Annotated in this window: 17 protein-coding genes and 1 pseudogene; 11 read left to right on the top strand and 7 right to left on the bottom strand. The window is 74.8% G+C overall.

All coding sequences use genetic code 11. From position 1 onward, the window contains the following. Window positions 1–41: 41 nt before the first annotated feature. Window positions 42–608 (bottom strand): sugar O-acetyltransferase, encoded by a 567-nt coding sequence (locus ACQP12_RS28695; protein ID WP_433283311.1) that lies wholly within the window; start codon window positions 606–608, stop codon window positions 42–44. Between the two features lie 142 nt (window positions 609–750). Between ACQP12_RS28695 and ACQP12_RS28690 the strand changes: the two genes are divergently transcribed. Continuing rightward, complete coding sequence (locus ACQP12_RS28690; RefSeq protein ID WP_433283310.1) at window positions 751–4,098, top strand: S8 family serine peptidase; 3,348 nt, start codon at window positions 751–753, stop codon at window positions 4,096–4,098. Window positions 4,099–4,187: 89 nt separating this feature from the next. Here the strand turns inward: ACQP12_RS28690 and dapD are convergent, their stop codons facing one another. Further along, entirely contained in the window at window positions 4,188–5,147 is a 960-nt protein-coding gene (gene dapD, locus ACQP12_RS28685) for a 2,3,4,5-tetrahydropyridine-2,6-dicarboxylate N-succinyltransferase (RefSeq protein ID WP_433283309.1), read from the bottom strand. 24 nt (window positions 5,148–5,171) lie between these two features. On the opposite strand from dapD, the gene dapE reads away from it, so the two are divergent. Further along, window positions 5,172–6,245 carry a succinyl-diaminopimelate desuccinylase gene (gene dapE / locus ACQP12_RS28680; RefSeq protein WP_357938451.1) on the top strand — a complete coding sequence of 358 codons (1,074 nt, stop codon included), beginning with the start codon at window positions 5,172–5,174 and terminating at the stop codon, window positions 6,243–6,245. Window positions 6,246–6,295: 50 nt separating this feature from the next. Here dapE and ACQP12_RS28675 read toward each other — a convergent pair whose 3' ends face one another. Beyond that, complete coding sequence (locus ACQP12_RS28675) at window positions 6,296–6,457, bottom strand: hypothetical protein (RefSeq protein ID WP_357938449.1); 162 nt, start codon at window positions 6,455–6,457, stop codon at window positions 6,296–6,298. Between the two features lie 156 nt (window positions 6,458–6,613). On the opposite strand from ACQP12_RS28675, the gene ACQP12_RS28670 reads away from it, so the two are divergent. The 6 genes and pseudogenes from ACQP12_RS28670 to ACQP12_RS28645 form a co-directional block, all read left to right on the top strand. Further along, window positions 6,614–7,480 carry a TIGR00730 family Rossman fold protein gene (locus ACQP12_RS28670; protein ID WP_357938446.1) on the top strand — a complete coding sequence of 289 codons (867 nt, stop codon included), beginning with the start codon at window positions 6,614–6,616 and terminating at the stop codon, window positions 7,478–7,480. A gap of 2 nt (window positions 7,481–7,482) precedes the next feature. Next, on the top strand, window positions 7,483–8,028 hold the full coding sequence (locus tag ACQP12_RS28665; RefSeq protein ID WP_433283308.1) for a TIGR00730 family Rossman fold protein: 546 nt from the start codon (window positions 7,483–7,485) through the stop codon (window positions 8,026–8,028). 151 nt (window positions 8,029–8,179) lie between these two features. Next, window positions 8,180–11,791, top strand: a complete 3,612-nt coding sequence (locus ACQP12_RS28660; RefSeq protein ID WP_433283307.1) for an ATP-dependent helicase — start codon at window positions 8,180–8,182, stop codon at window positions 11,789–11,791. Then, on the top strand, window positions 11,788–15,384 hold the full coding sequence (locus ACQP12_RS28655; protein WP_433283306.1) for a UvrD-helicase domain-containing protein: 3,597 nt from the start codon (window positions 11,788–11,790) through the stop codon (window positions 15,382–15,384). The genes ACQP12_RS28660 and ACQP12_RS28655 overlap by 4 nt, the downstream gene beginning before the upstream one ends. A gap of 200 nt (window positions 15,385–15,584) precedes the next feature. Continuing rightward, window positions 15,585–15,788: a transcription antiterminator/RNA stability regulator CspE gene (gene cspE / locus ACQP12_RS28650; protein ID WP_013288421.1), complete on the top strand. Its 204-nt coding sequence runs from the start codon at window positions 15,585–15,587 to the stop codon at window positions 15,786–15,788. Between the two features lie 211 nt (window positions 15,789–15,999). Next, a pseudogene (locus tag ACQP12_RS28645) lies at window positions 16,000–17,398 on the top strand (DEAD/DEAH box helicase); the annotation flags it as partial. On the opposite strand, the gene ACQP12_RS28640 reads toward ACQP12_RS28645, so the two are convergent. Genes ACQP12_RS28640 through ACQP12_RS28625 form a run of 4 tightly spaced genes read right to left on the bottom strand, consistent with a single transcriptional unit; the run spans window position 17,372 to window position 20,534 of the window. After that, window positions 17,372–17,815: an RrF2 family transcriptional regulator gene (locus ACQP12_RS28640; RefSeq protein WP_357938435.1), complete on the bottom strand. Its 444-nt coding sequence runs from the start codon at window positions 17,813–17,815 to the stop codon at window positions 17,372–17,374. The pseudogene ACQP12_RS28645 and the gene ACQP12_RS28640 overlap by 27 nt on opposite strands. Before the next feature lie 4 nt (window positions 17,816–17,819). Beyond that, window positions 17,820–18,704, bottom strand: coding sequence for an ABC transporter permease (locus ACQP12_RS28635; protein WP_357938433.1), 885 nt, complete (start codon window positions 18,702–18,704; stop codon window positions 17,820–17,822). Next, window positions 18,694–19,473 carry an ABC transporter ATP-binding protein gene (locus ACQP12_RS28630; protein WP_433283305.1) on the bottom strand — a complete coding sequence of 260 codons (780 nt, stop codon included), beginning with the start codon at window positions 19,471–19,473 and terminating at the stop codon, window positions 18,694–18,696. The genes ACQP12_RS28635 and ACQP12_RS28630 overlap by 11 nt, the downstream gene beginning before the upstream one ends. Then, complete coding sequence (locus ACQP12_RS28625; protein ID WP_357938429.1) at window positions 19,470–20,534, bottom strand: ABC transporter substrate-binding protein; 1,065 nt, start codon at window positions 20,532–20,534, stop codon at window positions 19,470–19,472. The genes ACQP12_RS28630 and ACQP12_RS28625 overlap by 4 nt, the downstream gene beginning before the upstream one ends. A 229-nt stretch (window positions 20,535–20,763) precedes the next feature. Between ACQP12_RS28625 and ACQP12_RS28620 the strand changes: the two genes are divergently transcribed. The 3 genes from ACQP12_RS28620 to nudC all read left to right on the top strand — a co-directional run bounded on the left by ACQP12_RS28620 (window position 20,764) and on the right by nudC (window position 24,531). Next, window positions 20,764–22,074, top strand: coding sequence for a M16 family metallopeptidase (locus ACQP12_RS28620; RefSeq protein ID WP_433283304.1), 1,311 nt, complete (start codon window positions 20,764–20,766; stop codon window positions 22,072–22,074). A 175-nt stretch (window positions 22,075–22,249) separates the two neighbouring features. Further along, window positions 22,250–23,587: a M16 family metallopeptidase gene (locus ACQP12_RS28615; protein WP_433283303.1), complete on the top strand. Its 1,338-nt coding sequence runs from the start codon at window positions 22,250–22,252 to the stop codon at window positions 23,585–23,587. Next, entirely contained in the window at window positions 23,584–24,531 is a 948-nt protein-coding gene (nudC, locus tag ACQP12_RS28610; protein ID WP_433283302.1) for an NAD(+) diphosphatase, read from the top strand. The genes ACQP12_RS28615 and nudC overlap by 4 nt, the downstream gene beginning before the upstream one ends. Window positions 24,532–24,555 lie beyond the last annotated feature (24 nt).

Genomic DNA, 24,555 nt, shown 5'->3' with positions numbered 1-24,555 from the left:
GGCCGGGATCCGCACCCCGGCGAAGGTGTTGTTTCAGCAGCTCAGACGGTCTCTTCGAGGCTCCGGACCGGGCGAGCGGGGTTACCGACCGCCACCACATTGGGGGGTAGGTCCCTGGTCACCACCGCGCCCGCGCCGACCACGGTGTTCTCCCCGATGGCCACGCCGGCCAGCACGATGACCCCGCCGCCGAGCCACACGTTGTCACCGATGGTGATCGGCTGGGCGGCCTCCCACTTGGCCCGCCGGGCCGCCGGCTCGACCGGGTGGGTGGCGGTGAGGAGTTGCACGTTCGGTCCGATCTGGACGTCGGCGCCGATGCTGATCCGCGCGACGTCGAGGAAGACCGTGTTGAAGTTGACGAAGGTGCGTGGCCCGATGTGGGTCTGGTAGCCGTAGTCGCAGTAGAGGGGCGGTCGGACCCAGGCGTCCTCGCCGACCGAGCCGAGCAGTTCGCGGAGGGCGGCGAGCCGCCCCTCGGGGTCGTCGGCGGAGCTGCGGTTGAAGCGCTCGCTGAGCCGGGCGGCCCGGTCCAGATCGGCGACGATCTCGGGGTCGTCGGCGATGTACGGCTCGCCCGCGAGCATGCGGTCCTTCATGGCGGTCACCGGCCGATCATGCCCCGCTCGGCTGCGGGGTTGGCGCCGGTTCCGTCGGATTGACGACTTCCGATTGCATACGCGGTATGTAATTCTGACGGTCCCCGTCGATGTGTCCCCATCGATGAAGACGCTTGACGAAGGAGGAACGTTGCGTCGAAACCGAAGAAGAATCGCCGCCCTCGGCCTCACCCTGGGGCTGGCGCTGGGCGCGCCCCTGCCCGCCTCCGCCGCTCCGGCGGCGGTCCCCGACGCCGACAGCGCTCCCGCCCGCGCCGCGGCGGCGCGCGCCGGCCAGCCGGTCACCGTCACCCTCATCACCGGCGACCGGGTCACCGTCACCGCCGCCGGCCACGCGGCGGTCCGCCCCGGCACCGGCCGCGCCGGAGTCGGCTTCCTGGTCGGCCGGGAACGCGGCCGTCTCACCGTGCTGCCGCAGGACGCGCTGCCCCTGGTGCGGTCCGGCCGGGTCGACCGGCGGCTGTTCGACGTCACCGGCCTGATCGCGGCCGGCTACGACGACGCCCGGCGGGACACGCTGCCGCTGCTCGTGTCGTACCGGCCGGGGTCGGCCCGACGGGCGGCGGCCCCGGTGGCCGGCACCCGGGTGACCCGCGACCTGCCGGCGATCGGCGGCGCGGCGCTGGTCGCGACGAAGGCCGCCACCGGTGCGGTCTGGGGCGCGGTCACGGCCGACCGGGCCGGCGCCCGGGTCGACGCGGCGGGGGATGTCGACCGGATCTGGCTGGACGGCCGGCGGCGGGTGACCCTCGATCACAGCGTGCCGCAGATCGGCGCGCCCACCGCCTGGGCCGCCGGCTTCACCGGCAAGGGGGTCAGCGTCGCGGTGCTCGACACCGGCGTCGACCTCACCCACCCGGACCTGGCCGGCCGCGTCGCCGACTCCCGCAACTTCAGCGAGGCGGCCGAGTCGGACGACATGGTCGGGCACGGCACCCACGTCGCCTCGATCATCGCGGGCAGCGGGGCCGCCTCCGGCGGGAAGTACCGCGGCGTCGCCCCCGACGCCACCCTGCTCTCCGGCAAGGTCTGCGAGAACCAGGGCTGCACCGAGTCGGCGATCCTCGCCGGCATGCAGTGGGCCGCGGTCGAGAAGCACGCCGGCGTGGTCAACATGAGCCTCAGCGGCACGGACTTCCCCGAGGTCGACCCGCTGGAGCAGGCCGTCGAGACGCTGACCGCGCAGACCGGCACGCTGTTCGTGGTGGCCGCCGGCAACGACGGCGCGGACGGCTCGGTCGGCTCGCCGGCCACCGCCGACGCCGCGCTGGCCGTCGGTGCCGTCGACCGGGACGACGCGCTCGCCGACTTCTCCAGCCGGGGGCCGCGGGTCGACGGCGGGCTCAAGCCCGACATCACCGCGCCCGGCGTCGAGATCGTGGCCGCCCGGGCCGCCAACGGCGCCATCGGCGACCCGGTCGGAGACCGCTACGTCTCCCTCTCCGGCACCTCGATGGCCACGCCGCACGTGGCCGGCGCGGCGGCGCTGCTCGCCCAGCAGCACCCCGGCTGGACCGCGGGGCGGTACAAGGCCACGCTGATGGCCTCGGCGAAACCGCACCCCGACCAGACGGCGTTCCAGCAGGGCGCGGGACGGGTCGACGTGGCTCACGCGATCACCGAGCAGGTCACCAGCGACCCGCCCAGCGTCTCGTTCGGGGTGACGACCTGGCCGCACGGTGACGACCAGCCGGTCGCCCGAACGGTCACCTACCGCAACGGCGGGACCGGCCCGCTCACCCTCGACCTCACCGCCGAGGTCACCGGCCCGGACGGGCGCGCCGCCCCGGCCGGCATGTTCACCCTCGGCGCGTCCCGGCTCACCGTGCCGGCCGGCGGGACGGCCCAGGTCACCGTCACGGCGGACACCCGGCTCGGCGGACTGGACGGCTACTGGACCGGCCGGCTGGTGGCCCGCGGGGGCGACGCGGTCGCGGTGACCCCGCTGGCGGTCAACCGCGAGGTGGAGAGCTACGACCTGACCGTCACGCACCGGGACCGGTCCGGGAAGCTCACCGGCGACTACTTCACCACGCTGATCGGGCTGGACGGCGTCGTGTACCGGGACGTGTACGACCCCGACGGCGAGGCGCGGATCCGCCTCCCCAAGGGCCGGTACGGCCTGAACAGCCTGGTCTACGTGCCAGGGGACGAGGGCTGGACCGAGGTCTCCATGCTGGCCCAGCCCGAGCTGGTGGTGAGCGGCGACCAGCGGCTCACCGTCGACGCCCGGCGGGCGAAGCCGGTCCGGTCCACCGTGCCGCAGCGGGGCGCCGCCCCCCTGCTGATCGACCTCTCGGCCAACTGGTCCACCGAGGACATGTCCGCCGGGTTCGGGCTCTGGACGTTCAGCTTCGACGGCCTCTACAGCGGCCAGCTCGGGCGCGGCGTCTCCGACTCGCTCTTCGTCGGCGCCCTGGCCAGCCAGTGGCTCGAACCGACCGCGCCGGAGCGCAGCCCGTACTTCTACGCCCTCAACGAGGTGTTCCCGGGGCGGATGCCGACCGGGTTCGTCCGGCACTACCAGCCGGGCGACCTGGCGACCGTCACGCACCGGTTCGCGGCCGGCTACGCCGGGCTGGAGAACGAGCGGATCGTCTTCCCGGAGTCCGACTACAACATCGGCGGCTCGGCGATCGTCGTGCCCGTTCCGGTGCCCGGGAAGCGGGTCGAGCACTACAGCACGACCCGCACCGGCTGGAGTTCCGAGCTGGACTTCGGCCAGCGGGGCGAGGACGGCTGGCTGGAGGTGCGGGCGGTACTGGAGTCGGTGCCCACCCGGTACCGGGCCGGCCGGACCTACCGGGAGGACTGGAACAGCGCGCCGTACGGGCCGTCGTTCCCGCAGCCGCGCTGGCCGGAGCAGGGCATCACCCGCAACGGCGACACCCTCGTGGTCGCCCTGCCGGTGCACAGCGACGCGGCCGGCCACCCCGGCGGCTCGCTCAACGACACCGAACGGACCGCGCTCTACCGCAACGGGAAGCTGCTCGCCGAGCAGCCCTCCGCGGGGTACGGCGAGTTCCAGGTGCCGCCGGGCCTCGCGAGCTACCGGCTGGAGACCTCGGCCACGCGGGACTTCACCGACCTGAGCACCGAGGTGTCGGCGAGCTGGACGTTCCGCTCCAAGCGGGTCCCGGGTGACGACTGGGTGCGGCTGCCCGCCATGGCGGTCCGCTTCGCCCCGCCGCTGGCCGTGGACAACAGCGCACCGGCCGGCCGGACCTTCACCATTCCGGTCACGGTGCAGCGGCAGCCCGGCGCGCCGGCCGCCTCGGTCGCGGCGCTGACCGTCGACGTCTCGTACGACGGCGGCAAGACCTGGCGAAAGGCGGCCCTGCACAAGCAGGGCGCGGGGTGGGCGGCCACCGTCCGGCACCCGGCCGGCCCCGGCCACGTCTCGCTGCGGGCCGCCGCCCGGGACAGCGCCGGCAACACGGTCACCCAGCGGATCATCCAGGCGTACCGCCTGCGGTGAACCGGTCGTCCGGGTCCACGGCCGTCCGGCCGTGGGCCTGGACGGCGGACGCGCCGGGGCTTCCGCCCCGGCCCGTCCCGCGTCGTCGCTCAGTCGTTGGCGTGCAGCGCCGCGTTCAGCTCGATGCCCCGGCCGGTGCGCGGCTTCGCCTCCAGGGCGCCGGTCACCGAGTTGCGCCAGAACAGCAGGCCGTCCACCCCGGAGAGCTCCCGGGCCTTGACCACCCGGCCGTCCGGCAGCGTGATCTTCGAGGCGGCGGTGAGGTAGCAGCCGGCCTCCACCACGCAGTCGTCGCCCAGGGTGATGCCCACGCCCGCGTTCGCGCCGACCAGGCTCCGCTCGCCGATGCGCACCTTCTCGGTGCCACCGCCGGAGAGCGTCCCCATGATCGACGCGCCCCCGCCGATGTCGGAGCCGTCGCCGACCACGACGCCCTGCACGATCCGCCCCTCGACCATCGAGGTGCCCAGCGTGCCGGCGTTGAAGTTGACGAAGCCCTCGTGCATGACGGTGGTGCCGGCGGCCAGGTGCGCGCCGAGCCGGACCCGGTCCGCGTCGGCGATGCGCACGCCGGCCGGGACCACGTAGTCGGTCATCCGGGGGAACTTGTCCACCCCGTACACGGCCAGGTGGCGGCCGGCGGCCCGCTCGATGACCCGCAGCTCGTCGACCCGCTCCGGCGGGCACGGCCCGGCCGAGGTCCACGCCACGTTGGCCAGCTTGCCGAAGATGCCGTCGAGGTTGAGCTCGTTGGGCCGCACCAGGCGGTGGGAGAGCAGGTGCAACCGGAGGTACGCGTCCGCGGCGTCCTTGATCGGATCGTCCAGCGAGCCGATCACGGTGACCACCTGGACCGTGCGCAGGCCGGGCAGCGCCCGCTCGCCGACCGCGCCCGGCGGCAGGTCCAGCACGTCGGCCTCGTCCTCACCGGCGACCAGTGGCAGCTCGCCGAGCCCCAGCTTGCCGGTCGGGTACCAGGTGTCCAGCACCTGGTCGTCAGCGGTGATCGTGGCCAGGCCGATGCCCCAGGCAGACTGTGCGGTCGTCACGGTGCTGACGGTACCGTGCGAGACATGCAGAACCCGTTGACCCCCGAGGTCTTGGCCGATCCGGTGGCGCTGACCCGCGCGCTGGTCGACATCGAGTCCGTGTCGCTCAACGAGAAGGCGATCGCCGACTGCGTCGAGGAGGTGCTGCGGGGCGTGCCGCACCTCACCACCTACCGGCACTCCAACACGGTGATGGCGCGTACCGACCTGGGCCGGGCCCAGCGGGTGGTGCTCGCCGGCCACCTGGACACCGTGCCGCTCAACGACAACTTCCCGTCGACCATGCGCGGCGACCTGATGTACGGCTGCGGCACCTCCGACATGAAGTCCGGCGTGGCCTTCGCGCTGCACCTGGCGGTGACCCTGCCCGACCCGCGCTACGACGTCACCTACTTCTTCTACGAGGCCGAGGAGATCGAGTCGAAGTACAACGGCCTCACCCTCGTCTCCCAGGCGCACCCGGAGTGGCTGGCGGCCGACTTCGCGTTGCTGCTGGAGCCGACGTACGGGATCGTCGAGGCCGGCTGCCAGGGCACCATGCGGGCGATCGTCACCACGCACGGCGAGCGGGCCCACGCGGCCCGGTCCTGGCACGGGGTCAACGCCATCCACGGCGCCGGCGAGGTGCTGCGCCGGCTGACCACGTACGAGGCGCGCCGGGTGACCATCGAGGGTTGCGACTACCGCGAGGGCCTGAACGCGGTGCGGATCACCGGCGGGGTGGCGGGCAACGTCATCCCGGACCGCTGCGAGATCGAGATCAACTACCGGTACGCCCCGGACCGGGACCCGGCCGCGGCCGAGGCGCACCTGCGCGAGGTCTTCGCGGGCTTCGACCTGGCGGTCACCGACGCGGCGGCCGGCGCGGCCCCGGGGCTGGACAACCCACCCGCGCAGGAGTTCGTGGCCGCGGTCGGCGCGGCCCCGATCGGCAAGTTGGGCTGGACGGACGTGGCCCGGTTCGCGGCCATGGGCATCCCGGCGCTGAACTTCGGTCCCGGCGACCCCAACCTGGCCCATCACAAGGACGAGCACGTCGAGCTGACGAAGATCCGCGATGGGGCGGCCACCCTGCACCGCTGGCTCGCCTCGTCCTGAGTACGCGACCGGGGGCCCGCGTCGGTGACGCGGACCCCCGGGCCGGACCGTCAGAGCGTGGTCGTCAGCGGGGTGTCCGTCTCGGTGGTCTCGCCGGTGAGGTCGGTGTGGTGGGCTTCCATCATCCGGGCGCGGCGGCGCTCGGCCACCACGTCGCGGATCCGCCGCTGCATCTGCCGGCGAATCCGGATCATCTCGCTGTTGCTGATCAACGCTGGCTCCTCCCCCGAAGGCGCGTCGCCGGGGCATACCCGGTATGTGAATAGTAAGACGTACGAGCGAGCCATTTAGTTGCCCATGATCACGAAGAATTTCTCCGCGTCGCCCGCCTCCGCACCGCGCCGCCCCGGCTCCACTACGGTGGCCCCATGAGCCAGAGCAACGGGCGGCCACCCGGCCGCGGGCCGAGCGGGGTGCGGCACCGGGGCGCCGTCACGCTGCGCAACCAGGCCATCCCGACCAGCACCGCGGACCAGCGGCTGCTCGACTCCCGGGGCCGGGGCGACTGGAAGACCAAGGACGCCTGGCGCGCGCTGCGCATCCTGTCCGAGTTCGTCGAGGGCTTCGACACCCTCGCCGACCTGCCGGCCGCGGTCAGCGTCTTCGGCTCGGCGCGCAGCAAGCCGGACAGCCCCGAGTGCCGGCTGGCCGAGGAGTTGGGCGGCGCGCTGGCCCGGGCCGGCTACGCGGTGATCACCGGCGGCGGGCCGGGTGTGATGGAGGCGGCCAACCGGGGCGCCGGCGAGGCGGGCGGGCTCTCCGTCGGGCTCGGCATCGAGCTGCCGTTCGAGCAGGGCCTCAACGACTGGGTCGACCTGGCCATCGACTTCCGCTACTTCTTCGCCCGCAAGACCATGTTCGTCAAGTACGCCCAGGCCTTCGTGGTGCTGCCCGGTGGCTTCGGCACCATGGACGAGCTCTTCGAGGCGCTCACCCTGGTGCAGACCGGCAAGGTGACCCGCTTCCCGGTGGTGCTGATGGGCGTCGACTACTGGCGGGGGCTGCTCGACTGGCTCCGGGACACCATGGCCGCCGAGGGCAAGATCGGCCCGAACGACCTGGACCTGATCTGCCTCACCGACGACGTCAACGAGGCGGTCCGGCACATCGTGGAGGCCGAGGCGGTGCTCTCCGCCGAGCAGGAGGCGATCCGCGAGGAGGCGGTCGCCCGGGTCGCCGCCGACCAGCAGGCCGCCGCCGAGGCCGCCCCCGGCGGACCGGCGGAGCAGGGCTGACCGTGGCCAACGTCTGCGTGTTCTGCGCGTCCTCGCGTACCCTCGACGCCCGCTGGCTGGACCTCGCCACCGAGACCGGCGCGGAGCTGGCCCGGCGCGGGCACACCCTGGTCAGCGGCGGCGGGTGCGTGGGGATGATGGGCGCGGTGGCCGACGGGGCGCGGGCCGCCGGCGGCCGCACCCTGGGGGTCATCCCGCAGGCCCTGGTCGACCTGGAGGTCGCCGACCTGGCCTCCGACGAGCTGCTGATCACCGACGGGATGGCCAGCCGCAAGACCCTGATGATCGACAAGTCGGACGCGTTCGTGGCCCTGCCCGGCGGGCTCGGCACCCTGGACGAGCTGTTCGAGGTCTGGACCACCGCCACCCTGGCCATGCACGCCAAGCCCATGGTGCTTGTCGACGCCGACGGCTTCTACCGCCCCCTGCTCGACTGGCTGCGCACGCTGGCCGACCACCACTTCCTCAAACCCGCCGGCCTGGACCTCCTCCTGGTGGCGGAAACGGTCCCGGAAGCCCTCGACCTCCTGGACACCCGCCTGACCTGATCCCGCCGGGCTGGCCCGCGCCGTCGATCATGAGGTTGACGGCGAAGTCGATCTCCCTGAGTGCCGCCAACTTCATGATCGACGGGAGCTGGGGGTGCGGGGGACGGCGGCGGGTTTTCTGGTGTCGTACCGGCGTGGTGGGATGTCGGGGATGCAGGCGTATCGGCTGGTGCGCCGGGCCGGTGACGCGGGGACGGGGGTCTCCCGCGACGCCGGGGCGGGGCAGGGGGGTGGTCGGTCCGACGGGCCGGCCGAGGCGGAGCCGCGATCCGGGGGGTCCGCGGGCGATGCCGCACACCCGCCGTCGCCCCGGCCGGATCCCGTGCAGGCCGAAGTTGTCGCGCACACCGACGGGCCCATGCTGGTCGTCGGCGGCCCCGGCACCGGCAAGACCGCCACCCTGGTCGAGGCGGTCGCCGCCCGGGTGGCCGAGGGTGTCGACCCGGAACACGTCCTGGTGCTCACCTTCGGCCGGCGGGGCGCCACCGACCTGCGCCACCGGATCGAGGCGCGGATCGCCGGCGACGGTCACCGCGTGGTCCGCGAGCCGCTGGTCCGCACCTTCCCGGCGTACGCCTTCGGGCTGCTCCGCCGGGCCGCCGCCGAGCGCGGCGAACCCTCGCCCCGGCTGCTCACCGGCCCCGAGCAGGACCTCATCATCCGCGAGCTGCTCGACATCGTGGGCGAGGAGCCGGCCGACGACCCGGTCGGCTGGCCGGAGGACCTGCGCCCGGCGCTGCGCACCCGGGCGTTCGCCCAGCAGCTCCGCGACCTGCTGATGCGCGCCGCCGAGCGGGGCGTCGGCCCGGTCGAGCTGGCGCGGCTGGGCGAGAAGCTGGGCCGCGCCGACTGGCCGGCCGCCGCCCGCTTCCTCCGGGAGTACGTGGCCGTCCTCGCCCTGCGCGACGTGAGCAACCGGGGTTCGATCGCCTACGACCCGGCCGAGCTGGTCCGGGCCGCCACCGGCATGCTGCTCGACGACCCGGAGCTGCTGGCCGCCGAGCGCCGCCGGCTCGCCCACGTCTACGTCGACGAGCTTGCCGACACCGACCCCGCCCAGCTCGACCTGCTCGCCGTCGTGGCCGGTGGCGGCAAGTCCCTGGTCGCCTTCGCCGACCCGGACTCCTCCACGTACGCCTTCCGCGGCGCCGACCCGGCCGGGGTCACCACCTTCCCCCACCGGTTCCGCACCGCCTCCGGCGCACCGGCGGCCCAGGTCACGCTGACCACCTCCTACCGGGCCGGCCCGGAGCTGCTGGCGGCGACAGCCCGGCTGGCCCGCCGGCTGCGCGGCCCGGCGGCGCACCGCCGGCTGCGCCCGCTCCCCGACGCTCCGCCGGCCACCGTGGACGTCCGCACCTTCCGCTCGGCCACCAGCGAGTCCGCCTGGCTGGCCCACGCGCTGCGCGAGGCGCACCTGCTCGACGGCGTGCCCTGGTCCCGGATGGCGGTGCTGGTCCGCTCCACCGGCCGGCAGCTGCCCTCGCTGCGGCGCGCCCTGCACACCGCCGGGGTGCCGACCGTGGTGCACGGCGAGGACCTGCCGCTGCACCTCCAGCCCGGGGTTGCCCCGCTGCTGCTCCTGCTCCGCTGCGCGCTCGACCCCGACCGGCTCGACGAGGAGTCGGCGGTCGCCCTGCTGCACTCGCCGCTCGGCGGCGCGGACCCGCTCGCCGAGCGGCGGCTGCGCCAGGGGCTGCGCGCGCTCGCGCTGGCCGCCGGCGACCGCCGCCCCTCCGGCGAGCTGATCGTGGAGGCGCTGCGCGATCCGGCCGAGCTGGCCGCCGTCGAGCGGCGCTGGGCGGCCCCGGCGCAGACCGTGGCGCACCTGCTGGACACCGCCCGGCAGGCCGCCGCAGCGCCCGGCGCGACCGCCGAGGACGTGCTCTGGGCGGTCTGGCGGGAGAGCGGCCTCGCCGAGCGCTGGGCCGGGGCGATCACCCGGGGCCGGGCCGCCACCGGCGAGCACGAGACCGCGCAGCGCTGGCGTGCCGAGGCCGCTGACCGCGACCTCGACGCCGTCATGGTGCTCTTCGACGCGGCGGCGCGGTTCACCGACCGGCTGCCCGGCGCACGCACCGAGGTCTTCCTCGACCACGTGCTCGGGCAGGAGCTGCCGGCCGACACCCTCGCCGCCAGCGCCGACCGGGGTGAGGCGGTCCGCCTGCTCACCGCGCACGCGGCCAAGGGCCTGGAGTGGGACCTCGTGGCGGTCGCCGGCGTGCAGGAGGGCGTCTGGCCCGACCTTCGGCTGCGCGGCAGCCTGCTCGGCTCGGAGCGGCTGGTCGACGTGCTCGCCGGCCGCGCCGACGGCGCCGGGCTGCGGGCCAGCCTGGTGGGGCAGACCTCGGCACTGCTGGACGAGGAGCGCCGGCTGTTCCACGTCGCCGTCAGCCGGGCCCGGCGGCGGTTGCTGGTCACCGCGGTCGCCTCGGCGGCGGTCGGCGGCGACGACCACGAGGAGCAGCCCAGCCGCTTCCTGCACGAGCTGGCCGCCACCGACCCGCCCGCCGTGGGCGGAGGCGGCACCGTCCCACCCGGCCCGGACCCGGGACCCCGCCCGGACGGCCCGACCAGCGGCGGCGCCTCGACCGGTGCAGCCGGTCGGGGACGGGACCGGCGTGCCGGCGACCGCGCCGCCGCGATTCCCGCCACCGTGGCCGGACGACCTGGCGACGGCGCCGCACTGAGCGTGCCGGTGTCGGATGGGCCGGTGCCCGCCGGGGACGAGGACCCGCAGGACGGGGCGCCCGGCGCGCTGCCGGTCACCCTGCCGCCGCGCGGGCTCACCCTGTCCGCGCTGGTGGCGGAGCTGCGTACCGCGATCACCGACCCGGCGGCGCCGGTCACCCGGCGGCGCGCGGCGGCGGCCGAGCTGGCCCGGCTGGCCGCCGCCGGAGTACCCGGCGCACACCCGGACGACTGGTGGGGGCTGCGCGGCCTCTCCGACGACCGGCCGCTGGTCGACGAGGGCGAGCCGGTCCGGGTCACGCCGTCGGCCATGGAGAGCGCGTTGCGGTGCAGCCTGCGCTGGCTGCTGGAACGGCACGGCGGCAGCGCCCCGGCCAGCGCCGCGCAGGGGGTCGGCAACCTGGTGCACGCCGCCGCCATGCTGGCCGAGGACGCGAGCGTCGACCGGACCGCCCTGCTGGAGTACGTGGCCGCCCGGTTCGACGCCATCGAGCTGGCCGCCCGCTGGATGGTCGGCCCGGAACGGTCCCGCGCCGAGGCCATGGTGGACAAGCTGCTGCGCTGGCTGGCCGGCAACCCCCGGCGGCTGCTCGCCATCGAGCACGAGTTCGCGGTCCGCCTCGACGACCCGCGCCGGCCGGTCGAGCTGACCGGCCGGGTCGACCGGCTGGAGGTCGACGCCGACGGGCGGCTCGTGGTGATCGACCTGAAGACCGGCAAGTCCACCGCGGTCACCGAGCGGGAGGTGGCCGAGCACCCGCAGCTCGGCGCCTACCAGGCGGCCGTGGAGGCGGGAGCGTTCGCCGAGTTCGGCGAGGAGTCCGGGGGCGCCGCGCTCGTGCAGCTAGGCACCGGCGCGAAGGACGCCAAGGAGCAGTCCCAGGCGGCCGCCGGGGAGGGCCCCGAGGCGGGTTGGGCCACCGCGCTGGTCCGGCGCACCGCCGACACGATGGCCGCCGCCACCTTCGCCGCCGTCGCCAACTCGAAGTGCCGGGTCTGCCCGGTGCGCACGAGCTGCCCGGTCTCCGGGCAGGGCCGCCAGGTCGTCGAGCCCCCCGCGGAGCACACATGACGACCCAGCCGACGCTTTTCGGCGCCACCGCCACCCCGACGCCCCGGAGCGCCGACGCGGGCCCCCGCTACACCCCGGTCGAGCTGGCCCGGCTGCTCCGGCTGCCGGCGCCCACCCGGGAACAGGCGGCGATCATCGCCGCGCCCGTGGAGCCGCTGCTGGTCGTCGCGGGCGCCGGCTCGGGCAAGACCGAGACGATGGCCGCCCGGGTGGTCTGGCTGGTCGCCAACTCCTACGTCCGCCCCGAACAGATCCTCGGCCTCACCTTCACCCGCAAGGCGGCCGGCGAGCTGGCGCACCGGGTACGCACCCGGCTCGACCAGCTGATCCGCCGGCTCGGCCGGCAGGGCCGGGACCCGCACGAGGACCCCCTGGCGGGCGAGCCGACCGTCTCCACCTACCACTCCTACGCGGGCCGGATCGTCACCGAGCACGGGCTCCGGGCCGGCTACGAGCCGACCACCCGCCTGCTCACCGAGGCGTCCCGCTGGCAGCTCGTCGACCTGCTGGTACGCAACTACGACGGCGACATGTCCGAGGTGGACCGGATGCCGTCGACCATCACCGACGCGGTCCTCGCCCTGGCCGGGGAGCTGGACGAGCACCTGGTCGACCCGGACGAGCTGGCCGCCTGGACCGGCCGGTTCTTCGCCGCGGTGCAGTCTCGCCCGGGGCGGGTCTACGCCGACGTGCGTAAGGCCCTCCAGCTCCAGCAGACCCGGCTGAAGCTGCTGCCGCTGGTCCGCGCGTACGCCCGGCGCAAGGACGACTTCGAGGCGATGGACTTCGCCGACCAGTTGGCCCGGGCCGCGCGGGTGGCCCGCGACCACCCCGGCGTGGGGGTGATCGAGCGGGACCGGTTCCGGGTGGTGCTGCTCGACGAGTACCAGGACACCAGCCACGCCCAGGTGGTGCTGCTCAACGCGCTGTTCGGCGGCGGCCACCCGGTCACCGCGGTGGGCGACCCCTGCCAGTCCATCTACGGCTGGCGCGGCGCCAGCGCCGGCACGTTGGACCGGTTCCCCACCGAGTTCGCCCGCACCGACGGCGCCCCCGCCGAGGTGCTCAGCCTCACCACGAGCTGGCGCAACCGCCCCGAAATCCTCGGCGTCGCCAACGCGCTGTCGGTGCCGCTGCGGGCGGCCGGCGCCCGGGTGCCGGAGCTGCACGCCGCGCTCAGCGTCCGCGACCCGATCCCGCACCGCAGCCCCGGCGGGCGGGCCGCCGGCACCGTGCACTGCGCGCTGCTGGAGACGTACGCCGACGAGGCCGACTGGATCGCCGACAGCGTGCTGGCCGCCTGGCGCGGCGCGGCCGGGATGCCGGACGCGCTGCCCGAGCACATCCCGGCGCGCCGGCGCCCCACCACCGCTGTGCTGGTCCGGCTGCGCAGCCAGATCCCGGCCGTCGAGGCGGCGCTGCGCGCCCGCGGGCTGCCCGTCGACGTGGTCGGACTGGGCGGCCTGCTGGACACCCCCGAGATCCGGGACGTGGTCTGCACGCTGCGGGTGCTCGCCGACCCGACCGACGGGGCGGCGCTGCTGCGGCTGCTCACCGGCGCCCGCTGGCGGATCGGGCCGCGCGACCTGGTCGCCCTGCACCGGCGGGCCCGGGCCATCGCGCGGGCCCGCCGGGAGGTGACCGGCGACGACGGGCCGGAGATCACCGTGGACGCGCTGGACGAGGCCACCCTCGTCGAGGCGCTGGCCGACCTGGGGCCGGCGCAGGCGTACTCGGCGGAGGGGTTCGCGCGGCTGCGGTCGTACGGGATGGAGCTGGCGCTGCTGCGCTACCGGCTGGACCAGTCGCTGCCGGAGCTGATCGCGGACATCGAGCGGACCATCGGCCTGGACGTGGAGGTGGCGGTCCGGGCCGGCCGGGACGGCGCCGGCGACGCCGGCCTGGCCCGTGCCCACCTGGACGCGCTCGGCGACGTGGCCGCCCGGTTCAGCGGCGAGACGCCCGGCGCCACCCTCGCCGGGTTCCTCGCCTACCTGGCCGCCGCCGAGGACGAGGAGCGCGGCCTCACCCCGGGTGAGGTCGAGGTGGTGGAAGGCGCGGTGCAGATCCTCACCGCGCACGCCGCCAAGGGCCTGGAGTGGGACGTGGTGTCGGTGGCCGGGCTCGCCCGGGGCGTCTGGCCGGGGCCGGTGCGCAACTCCGATCACTGGCTGGGCGGGCTCGGCGTGCTGCCGTTCCCGCTGCGCGGCGACGCCGACGGGCTGCCCGAGCTGGGCCTTGACGGGGCGGAGGACCAGCGCGGGGTGGCCCGGGCGGTGGAGGACTTCACCGACGCCTGGCGGGCGCACGACGAGCGGGAGGAGCGCCGGCTGGCGTACGTGGCGGTGACCCGTCCCCGCCGGCTGCTGCTCTGCTCCGGCTACTGGTGGGGGGAGGGGACGAAGAGGTTCCGCGGCCCCTCGGTCTTCCTCCGCGAGGTGCACGACGCCTGCCTGGCCGGCGCGGACGGCCACCTGGTCGACGCCTGGGCGCCCGAGCCGGCCGGTGACGCGGTCAACCCGACCACCGAGACGGTGCTGCGGGCGGAGTGGCCGGCCGACCCGCTCGGCGCCCGCCGTCCGGCGCTGGCCGAGGCGGCCGCCCTGGTCCGCCGCTGCCTGGCCGACCCCGAGGCGGCCCGCCGCGAGGAGGCCCTGCTGGCCCCGGCGCCCGCGCCGGCACCCGCCGAGGACGCCGACACCTCGGCGCCCGCGGAGGACGCCGACACCTCGGCGCCCGCGGAGGACGCCGACACCTCGGCGCCCGCGGAGGACGCCGACACCTCGGCGCCCGCGGCGGACGCCGGCACCTCGGCGGACACCGGCACCTCGGCGCTCGCCGAGGCCGCCGGCACTTCGGCGCCCGTCGAGGATGCCGAGGTGGCCCGCTGGCGGCGGGAGGCGGACCTGCTCCTTGCCGAACGGGCCGAGCTGGCCCGGCGGGCCGAGGCGGTCGAGGTGGAGCTGCCCGGACACCTGTCGGTGACGCAGCTCGTGGCGCTGCGCCGTGACCCGGAGGCCCTGGCCCGGACGCTGCGCCGGCCGATGCCCACCGAGCCCAACCCGTACGCCCGGCGGGGCACCGCCTTCCACACCTGGCTGGAGCAGCGCTTCGGCGCCGACCGGCTGCTCGATGTGGACGAGCTGCCCGGTGCGGCCGACGAGGACGCCGCCCCGGACGACGCGCTCACCGAACTCCAGGAGCGCTTCCTGGCCAGTGAGTGGGCCGACCGGGTGCCGGTGGAGGTGGAGGTGCCCTTCGCCACAGTGATCGCCGGGGTGGTGGTCCGGGGTCGGATGGACGCCGTCTTCGCCCGCCCCGGCGGCCGCTACGACGTGGTGGACTGGAAGACCGGCCGGCAGCCCGGCGGGCGGGAGGCCGAGGCGGCGGCCGTGCAGCTCGCCGTCTACCGGCTGGCCTGGGCGGAGCTGGCCGGGGTGCCGGTCGAGCGGGTCGGCGCCGCCTTCCACTACGTCCGGGACGGTGTGACCGTGCGCCCCGCCGACCTGCTCGACGCCGCCGGGCTGACCGCGCTCGTCGCCGCCGTGCCGGAATTTCCGACAGAGGGCGCGGCGTTGCGGAGATCGTGGTAGGTTAGGCGCGTTGCAGTTTTGGTTTCCAGAGACTCTGTGTGCGCCTGGCGGATTGTGGCCCCAGGCGCTCTTTGTTGTGTCCGGAGTTCTCCGGGCGGGGCGACCAGCAGCGACAGGCATGCCGCGCACCACGCGTGGTGTGCTCCTCTTCGGTCCGCAACAGGTGCGGGTCCGAACGTTCCGTCAAGGAGACGAAACACATGGCAATTGGCACCGTCAAGTGGTTCAACGCTGACAAGGGCTTCGGCTTCATCACCCCCGACGACGGCGGCGCCGACGTCTTCGCCCACTTCTCGGCGATCCAGACCTCCGGCTACCGGAGCCTGGACGAGAACCAGCGGGTCGAGTTCGAGGTGACCCAGGGCCAGAAGGGCCCGCAGGCGGAGAACATCCGTCCGCTCTGATCTTCGGATCAATCCGTAACACCCATCGCGCCCCCCGGGCGCGGTGACGGGCCGGTCCGCCGCGCAGCCCACCCGCTCTGCGGGAGGTGGCGTGCTGCGGCGGGCCGGCCCGTACCTTTCGGTTCGTGCTTGTGACCACCGGTGACGCCGGTGACGCGCCGCCCCGCGGCGCCCTTCCTCGACACGTGCCGCGTCGAGGAAGGCTTTCCGCATGACCATGACCGTCCCCACCTTCGCCGCCACCGGCCTGGCTCCGGCGCTGGTCACCGAACTGACCGCGCAGGGCATCACCGAGCCGTTCCCGATCCAGGCGGCGACCCTGCCGGACTCGCTGGCCGGCCGTGACGTGCTCGGCCGCGGGCGCACCGGCTCGGGCAAGACGCTCGCCTTCGGGCTGCCGCTGCTGCACCGCACGGCCGGCCACCGCGCCCGCCCCGGTCGCCCGCTGGCGCTCGTGCTGGTGCCCACCCGCGAGCTGGCCCAGCAGGTCACGGCGGCGCTCACCCCGTACGCCCGGGCGCTCGGGCTGCGCTGCGCCACCGTGGTCGGCGGGCTGTCCCTCCAGCGGCAGGCGGACGCGCTGCGTTCCGGCGCCGAGGTGCTGGTGGCCACCCCGGGCCGGCTGCACGACCTGATCGACCGGCGTGACGCCCGGCTGGACGACGTGGCCGTCACCGTGCTCGACGAGGCCGACCAGATGGCCGACATGGGCTTCCTGCCGCAGGTCACGAAGCTGCTGGAGCAGGTCGCCCCGAACGGGCAGCGGATGCTCTTCTCGGCCACCCTGGACGGCGGCGTGGACAAGCTGGTCCGCCGCTTCCTGAACCGCCCGGTCTCGCACTCCGTCGACCCGGGCACCGCCACGGTGACCGCGATGACCCACCACGTGCTGCACGTCGAGGCGGAGGACAAGCCGGCCGCGCTGGCCCACATCGCCGCCCGCGAGGGACGCACCATCCTGTTCATGGCGACCAAGCACCGCGCCGACCGCGTCGCCCGCCAACTGCTCGCCAAGGGCGTACGCGCCGCCGCGCTGCACGGCGGCAAGACCCAGCCGCAGCGCACCCGGATCCTGGAGCAGTTCCGCACCGGCCAGGTCACCGCCCTGGTGGCCACCGACGTGGCGGCCCGGGGCATCCACGTCGACGGGCTGGACCTGGTGGTCAACGCCGACCCGCCCAGCGAGGCGAAGGACTACCTGCACCGGGGCGGTCGGACCGCCCGGGCGGGGGAGTCCGGCACCGTGGTCACCCTGGTCCTGCCGGAGCAGCGCCGGGACGTCTCCCGGCTGATGACCGTCGCGGGCATCACCCCGCAGACCGCCCGGGTACGCCCCGGCGACGAGGAACTGGCCCGCGTCACCGGCGCCCGCCAGCCCACCGGCGTCCCCGTCACCCTCGCCGCGCCGCCCGCGCCCCACCCGGCTCAGGCCTCGCGGCCGGCCCGGTCCCGCCGCCCGCGTCGCCGCTGATCCGCCGCCCTCGGCTCGGCGAGGTGGCGCCGTCCGGCCCACCGGACACCGCCACCTCGCGGAGCTGAGGCCGGGCCGCGTCGCACCCGCGGCCCGATCCCGGCCGGTTCGGTCAGGACGCCGCCGCGCGGTCGGCCAGCAGGTCGGCGAGGGTGGTCCGGTCGACCACCAGGGCGATGGCGCCGTCCACCGCCAGCCAGACGTCCCGCAGGCCGGCGGCCACCCCGTGGTAGCCGGCCCGGTCGGCGGGCATGCCTCGCACGCTGGTCAGCGCGCCGCCGACCGCCCGTAGCACGTCGCCCACGCTGATCTCGGCAGGCGGGCGGGTGAGCGCGTACCCGCCCTCGGTGCCGCGGTGGCTGTGCAGCAGCCCGGCCCGCCGCAGGTCGAGCAGGATGCCCTGGAGGAAGCTGAGCGGGATGCCCTGGCGCTCGGCCAGGCTCGCCGCCTTGACCAGCTCGCCGCCACCGAGCCCACCGTCGCCGGTGGACCCGGCGTTGTCGGCGACGGCGAGCATGGCCCGGAGCGCGTAGTCGGCGCGCGCGGAGACGTACACGGCGTCAGTTGCCGGCCTGGTCCAGCACGCCCCACCGGCGGCGGATCGCCTTGTCGGCGGCACCGAACGCGGCGTCCACCGCGATGCCCACCACCAGGATGACGATCATGATGGCCATCAGCCGGGTGGCCTCGCTCAGCTCCCGGGCGTAGGTGAGCTGCGCGCCGATCGACGTGCGGGTGGCGATGACCACCAGCAGCTCGCCGGCCATGAGGCTGCGCCAGGCGAACGCCCAGCCCTGCTTGAGCCCCGCCACGATGGCGGGCAGCGCGGCCGGCGCGATCACGTACCGGTAGAGGTTCAGCCCCCGGGCGCCGAGGTTGCGGCCGGCCCGGACCAGCAGCGGCGGCACGTAGTCGACGCCGTGAATGACGCCGTTGGCGACCGACGGCGCCGCCCCGAGCACCACCACGAAGAAGATGGCCTGCTCGCTGAGCTGGAAGAGCAGGATCGCGAGGGGGAACCAGGCGATCGACGGCATGGTCTGCAACGCGGTGATCATCGAGCCGAGCGCGGCGCGGAGCACCTTCACCCGGGCCACGGCCAGGCCGAGCAGCAGCCCGACGGCGACCGCGGCGGCGAAGCCCACGGCGGCCCGGCGCGCGGTGGTGGCCAGACCCTCCCAGAGCGCCGAGCTGAGCGCGTAGTGGCCGAGGTCCGCGAAGACCGGCGCCGGGCCGGGCAGTGCCCACGGGTCCTTCCAGCCGCTCCAGACCACGGCCTGCCAGAGGGCGATGGCCAGGGCCAGCGCGGCCAGTTTGGGCCAGGTGGCCGACCAGAGCCGGCGCAGCCGGGACGGCGCCTTCTCCCGCCCGGCGATCTCCAGGGCGTCGAGGCCGGAGATCTCCGCGTCGGTGCGCGGCGCCCCGGCGAGGGTGTCACTGGCCATGGCGGCCCACCTCCGTACGCAGCCGGTCGGTGACCTCGGCGGCGATGGCCGCGATCTCCGGCGAGTCGATCCGCCGGGGTCGCGGCACCTCGACCTCGGTGGAGTAGATGATCCGGCCGGGCCGGCTGGACAGCAGGATGATCCGGTCGGCGAGCCGGGCCGCCTCGCGGACGTTGTGGGTCACGAAGAGAACGGTGAGCTTCCGCTCGGACCAGATTCGTTCCAGCTCGTCGTGCAGGATGTCCCGGGTCATCGCGTCGAGCGCGCCGAACGGCTCGTCCATCAGCAGCACCGGGGTGTCCAGGGCGAGGGTGCGGGCCAGCGCGACCCGCTGCCGCATGCCGCCGGAGAGCTGGTGCGGGCGCTTGCGGCCGAAGTCGGACAGGTGGACCGTGCGCAGCAGCTCGGCGACCCGGGCCTTGCGCTCGTCCCGGGGCAGCCCGCGCAGCTTGAGCGGCACCTCGACGTTGGCGTCGACGGTGAGCCACGGGAACAGCGCCGGCTCCTGGAACATCAGGCCGGGGTTCACTCCCTCGCCCAGCTCGATCCGGCCGCCGCTGGCGCGGTCCAGGCCGGCGACGAGGTTGAGCAGTGTGCTCTTGCCGCAGCCGGACGCGCCGACCAGGCAGACGAACTCGCCGGGGGCGACGTCCAGCGACACCCCGTCCAGCGCCAGGACGGCCTGCTCGCCCTGGCCGTACACCTTGGTCACGCCGCGCAGCGCGACCGAGCCGGTCGCGCTGCGCGGAGTCGTCGTGGTCGACGTCACGGCTGGACGACCTCGGTCTTGCCCTGGGCCTTGAGCACCTCGTTGAGGTACTTCAGGTCGTAGAGGCCGTTCAGGTCGACCGGCTGGGTCAGCCCGACGGCGACGGCGTGGTCCAGGCCGGTCTTCAGCGACGACGGGATCGGGTCGTTGGTGAACTCCAGCGTCGGCCAGGCCTGCTTGATCAGCTTGAGGTCCAGCGGCTTGCCGGTGATCTTGCCGATGTGGTCGGAGATGGCCTGCTGGGCCTCGTCCGGCTTGCTGTTGACGAACTCGTTCGCCGCGACCTGCCCCTCGACCAGCTTCTTCACCACGTCCGGGTGCGCCTTGAGGAACTTGGTGCTGACCAGCAGGTTGGTGATGACGAACTTCTTGTCCGGCCAGAGGTCGCGCTCGTCGACCAGCACCTTGCCGCCCGCGTTGACCAGCCGGGAGACGAAGGGCTCGGGCACCCACGCGCCGTCGATGGCGCCGCTGGCGAACGTCTCGATGGTCTGCGCGTTCTCCTGGGGGACCACCTTGACGTCGCCGCCGCCCTCCTTGGTGGTCTGCAGGCCCTTCTCCTTGAGCCAGTAGCGCAACGCGACGTCCTGGGTGTTGCCGAGCTGCGGGGTGGCGATCTTCTTGCCGCGCAGCTGCTCCGCCGAGGTGATCTCCGGCTTCACCACGAGCGCGACGCCGCCGGATGCGGCGCCGGACACCACCCGGACCGCCTCGCCCTTGGACTTCGAGAAGGCGTTCACGGTCGGGTTCGGACCGATGTACGTGGCGTCGAGCGCGCCGGAGAAGACCGCCTCGATGGCCGCGGGCCCGGCGTTGAAGGTCTTGGTCTCCAGCGTGACGTCGCCGCCCAGCTTCTCCTTGAAGATGCCCTTCTCCACGCCCACCACGGCGGGCGCGTGGGTGATGTTCGGGAAGTAGCCCAGCCGCAGGGTGACCGGACCGGAGCCGCCGGCCGCGTCGTCGCTGTCGTCGCCGCAGGCCGCGGTGGCGCCCAGGGTGGCCGCGCCGACCACGGCGAGGGTGGCCAGGGTGACCAGGCGGCGGAAGGGGAGCCGTCTCATCGTGTATCCAATCCGCAGTATTCCTACTTAGTTGGTAGGAAGACTGGGGCAGGCCGTGGGCGGCGTCAAGACCCGTCCGCGATCCGGGACGCGCGACCTGGGGATTCTCTGCAATTCCCACCTGTTCGGTGGAGATGGCCAGACCGGTCGGCCCCCGGCCGACACCGCCGTCCGGTGGGCCCGCCCACACCGCCGGTGCGGGCGCTGCCGACGCGTTAGGGTCGATCACGTGCCGACGCGGAGAGCGAGAATTCCAGCGACGAAATACCCGGTCGAGCGGTTCACCCTCGACAACGGCCTGCGGGTGGTGCTCACCCCCGACCGCAGCGCCCCGGTCATCGGGGTGGCGGTGGTCTACGACGTCGGCATCCGCTCCGAACCGGAGGGCCGCACCGGCTTCGCGCACCTCTTCGAGCACCTGATGTTCCAGGGCTCCGAGAACCTCGAGAAGCTGGCCCACTTCCGGCACGTCCAGGGCGCCGGCGGCACCTTCAACGGCTCCACCCACCTGGACTACACCGACTACTACGAGACCCTGCCCAGCAATGCACTGGAGCGGGCGCTCTTCCTGGAGGCCGACCGGATGCGCGGCCCTCGGCTGACCGAGGAGAACCTGCGCAACCAGGTCGACGTGGTCAAGGAGGAGATCCGGGTCAACGTGCTCAACCGGCCGTACGGCGGGTTCCCCTGGCTCACCCTGCCACCGGTCATGTTCGACACCTTCCCCAACGCGCACGACGGCTACGGCTCCTTCGACGACCTGGAGTCGGCCACCGTCGGCGACGCGGCCGACTTCTTCCGCCGCTACTACGCCAGCGGCAACGCTGTCCTGGCCGTGAGCGGGGACGTCGACGTGGCCGAGGCGACCGCGCTCATCGAGCGACACTTCGGCGACGTGCCGGCCCGCCCCGCCCCGGAGCGGCCCGACTTCACCGAGCCCGACCTCACCGCGGAGCGGCGCACCTCGTACACCGACAAACTGGCCCCGCTGCCGGCCGTGGCCGGCGCCTGGCGCGTGCCCGACCCGGTGACCGACTTCACCGGCTACCTGCCGTACGTGGTGCTGGCCGAGGTGCTCACCGACGGCGACGCCTCCCGGCTGGTCGAGCGGCTGGTCCAGCGGGACCGCTCGGTCACCAGCCTCGGCGGCTACCTCGGCTTCATGGGCGACCCGTTCGACGTGCGCGACCCCACCGCGCTGCTGCTCCAGGCGCACCTGCCGCCGGGCGGCGACGTGGACAAGGTGCTGCGCACCGTCGACGAGGAACTGGATCGGCTGGCCACCGACGGGCTGACCGAGGGGGAGCTGGCCCGGACCCAGGCGCGGATGGCCACCCACCTGCTGCGGGACACCGACGCGGTGCTCGGCCGGGCGCTCGGGATGGCCGTCCTGGAACAGCAGCGCGGCGAGCCGGGCCTCATCAACGAGCTGCCCCGCCTGGTCGGCGAGGTGACCGACGAGCAGGTCCGCGCCGCCGCCGCCACCCTGCGGCCGGAGCGCCGCGCGTCCATCGAGGTCATCGCCGGCGGTGCCCGGTGAGCGCGAGGAGTGAGCCGGGGTTGCGAGCCCCGCAGTCGCGAACGGAAGAGGGCCCGGTGAGCGCGAGGAGTGAGCCGGGGTTGCGAGCCCCGCAGTCGCGAACGGAAGAAGGCCCGGTGAGCGCGAGGAGTGAGCCGGGGTTGCGAGCCCCGCAGTCGCGAACGGAGAAAGCTCAGTGACGGCAACCGTGGAGACGGGCAACCGGCCGCTGCCGGCGCTCGGCCCCAACCGCAGGCTCAAGCTCCCGCAGCAGGCCCAGCGCACGCTCGGCAACGGCCTCACCGTGATCGCGGTGCGCCGCAGCGCGATCCCGCTGGTCGAGGTGCGGCTCTGGATGCCGTTCGGGCGTACCCACCTGGCCCGCGGCGGGATGCTCGCGCAGACCCTGCTCTCCGGCACGGAGACCTACACGGCGACCCAGCTCGCCGCGGAGTTGCAGAAGGTCGGCGGCGGCCTCTCCGCCGGCATCGACCCGGACCGGCTCATGCTCTCCGGTGCGGGCCTGGTCACCGGGCTGGACCGGATGCTGGAGCTGCTCGCCGAGGTGCTCACCGGGGCCACCTACCCGGCCGACTGGGTGGAGACCGAGCGGGACCGGCTGGTCGACCGGATCCAGGTCGCCCAGAGCCAGCCCGCCCACCTGGCCCGCACCGCGCTGCTCAAGCGGATCTACGGCCGGCACCCGTACGCGGTGCAGACCCCCGAGCCGGACCAGGTGCGCGCGGTGAAGCCCCCGGTGCTGCGGCGGCTGCACGCCGAGCGGGTGCACCCGGCCGGCGCGGTGCTGGTGCTGGTCGGCGACGTGCAGCCGGAGAAGGCGCTGGACGCCGCGGAGCGGGCGCTCTCCGGCTGGAAGGGGGAGGGGCGGCCGGCCGAGCTGCCGCCCGCGCCGCCGCTGGAGCCCGGCCCGGTGCTGCTGGTCGACCGGCCCGGCTCGGTGCAGTCCTCGCTGCGGATCGCCCTGCCCGCGGTGCCCCGCACCCACCCCGACCACGCCGCGCTGCAGCTGGCCAACCTGCTCTTCGGCGGCTACTTCTCCTCCCGCTGGGTGGAGAACATCCGCGAGGACAAGGGCTACACGTACGGGCCGCACTCGCTGGTCGAGCACTCGGTGGCCGGGTCGGTGCTGGTCGCCGCCGCCGAGGTGGCCACGGAGGTGACCGCGCCCGCCCTGCTGGAGACCATGTACGAGCTGGGCCGGCTGGCCGCCCTGCCGCCCAAGCCGGACGAGTTGGAGCAGGCCCGCCAGTACGCCCTCGGCACGCTCCAGCTCGGCATGTCCACGCAGGCGGGGCTGGCCTCGCTGACCAGCGCGTACGCCGGCAACGGGCTGCGCCTGGACTTCCTCGCCGAGCACGCCGCCCGGCTGGCCGCGGCGACCGTGGACGACGTGGCCGCGGCGGCGGCCCGCTACCTCGCGCCGGCGCAGGCGGTCACCGTGGTGCTCGGCGACGCCGAGCGGGTCGCCGACGGCCTCGCCGCGCTCGCCCCGGTCCGCACGGAGTCCACATGACCGGCGAGCCCGCCCCACCGCTGGCGCGGACCGCGCTGGACCGGGCGGCGCACCGGCGGACCGACCCGGGCTGGCTCGCCGAGGCCTGGGAGCAGGCGCGGGTGCTCGTGCTGGACTCGGCCGACGAGGGTCGCGCGCTGGTTCGCGGCGCGACGGCCCCGCCGGAGCTGGTGCTGGTCGGCTCCGGCGAGCTGCCCGAGGTGCCCCGGTCGGTGCCGATGTTCCTCGGCGTCGAGGCGGACGGCGTGCCGGTCTTCGCGGTGGACGGGCCGCTGCCCGAGCTGGCCGGCACCCGCCGGGTGAACCTGCGCGAGGTCGGCCACCTGCTGACCGACCGCGACGCCGGGATCTTCACCACCGCGCTGGCGCTGCTCAACTGGCACGTCCGGCACGGCTATTCCTCGTCCAGCGGACAGCCGACCGAGGTGGACGAGGCCGGCTGGTCCCGCGTCGACCCGGCCGGCGGCCGGATCTGGCCGCGCACCGACCCGGCGATGATCGTGCTGGTGCACGACGGCGTGGACGGCCCGGACGGGCGCTGTCTGCTGGGCAACAACGCCACCTGGCCGAGCACCCCGGGTGAGCGCCGCTACTCCTGCCTGGCCGGCTATGTGGAGCCGGGGGAGTCGGCCGAGGCCGCCGTGCTGCGCGAGGTCCGCGAGGAGGTCGGCGTCGCGGTCGAGGAGATCGGGTACGCCGGCAGCCAGTCCTGGCCGTTCCCCGGCTCGCTGATGCTCGGCTTCCTGGCCCGCGCCGACGCCGACGCGCCGATCCGGGTGGACCCGGCCGAGATCGCCCACGCCCGCTGGTTCGCCCGGCGGGAGATCGGCGCCGCACTGGCCGGCCAGCCGGTCCGGGTGGAGGGCGGCGACCGCCTGGTGCTCCCGCCACCGTCGTCGATCGCCCTCTTCCTGGTCCACCGCTGGCTCGACGGCCACTGCTGACCGGCGGTCCGCCGCCGGCGGACC

The sequence above is a fragment of the Micromonospora sp. CA-244673 genome, assembly GCF_050948395.1.
In the GTDB taxonomy this organism is placed as follows: domain Bacteria; phylum Actinomycetota; class Actinomycetes; order Mycobacteriales; family Micromonosporaceae; genus Micromonospora.
The sequence above is the reverse complement of the archived record's forward strand: the minus strand, read 5'-3'. Positions and strand labels throughout refer to the sequence as shown.

What these genes read in the sequence shown, in the direction of transcription:
- ACQP12_RS28625 (WP_357938429.1), bottom strand. Translation starts at nt 20,534, where the DNA reads ATGAGACGGCTCCCCTTCCGCCGCCTGGTCACCCTGGCCACCCTCGCC.
- ACQP12_RS28635 (WP_357938433.1), bottom strand. Translation starts at nt 18,704, where the DNA reads ATGGCCAGTGACACCCTCGCCGGGGCGCCGCGCACCGACGCGGAGATC.
- ACQP12_RS28655 (WP_433283306.1), top strand. Translation starts at nt 11,788, where the DNA reads ATGACGACCCAGCCGACGCTTTTCGGCGCCACCGCCACCCCGACGCCC.
- nudC (WP_433283302.1), top strand. Translation starts at nt 23,584, where the DNA reads ATGACCGGCGAGCCCGCCCCACCGCTGGCGCGGACCGCGCTGGACCGG.
- dapE (WP_357938451.1), top strand. Translation starts at nt 5,172, where the DNA reads ATGCAGAACCCGTTGACCCCCGAGGTCTTGGCCGATCCGGTGGCGCTG.
- ACQP12_RS28660 (WP_433283307.1), top strand. Translation starts at nt 8,180, where the DNA reads ATGCAGGCGTATCGGCTGGTGCGCCGGGCCGGTGACGCGGGGACGGGG.
- cspE (WP_013288421.1), top strand. Translation starts at nt 15,585, where the DNA reads ATGGCAATTGGCACCGTCAAGTGGTTCAACGCTGACAAGGGCTTCGGC.
- ACQP12_RS28670 (WP_357938446.1), top strand. Translation starts at nt 6,614, where the DNA reads ATGAGCCAGAGCAACGGGCGGCCACCCGGCCGCGGGCCGAGCGGGGTG.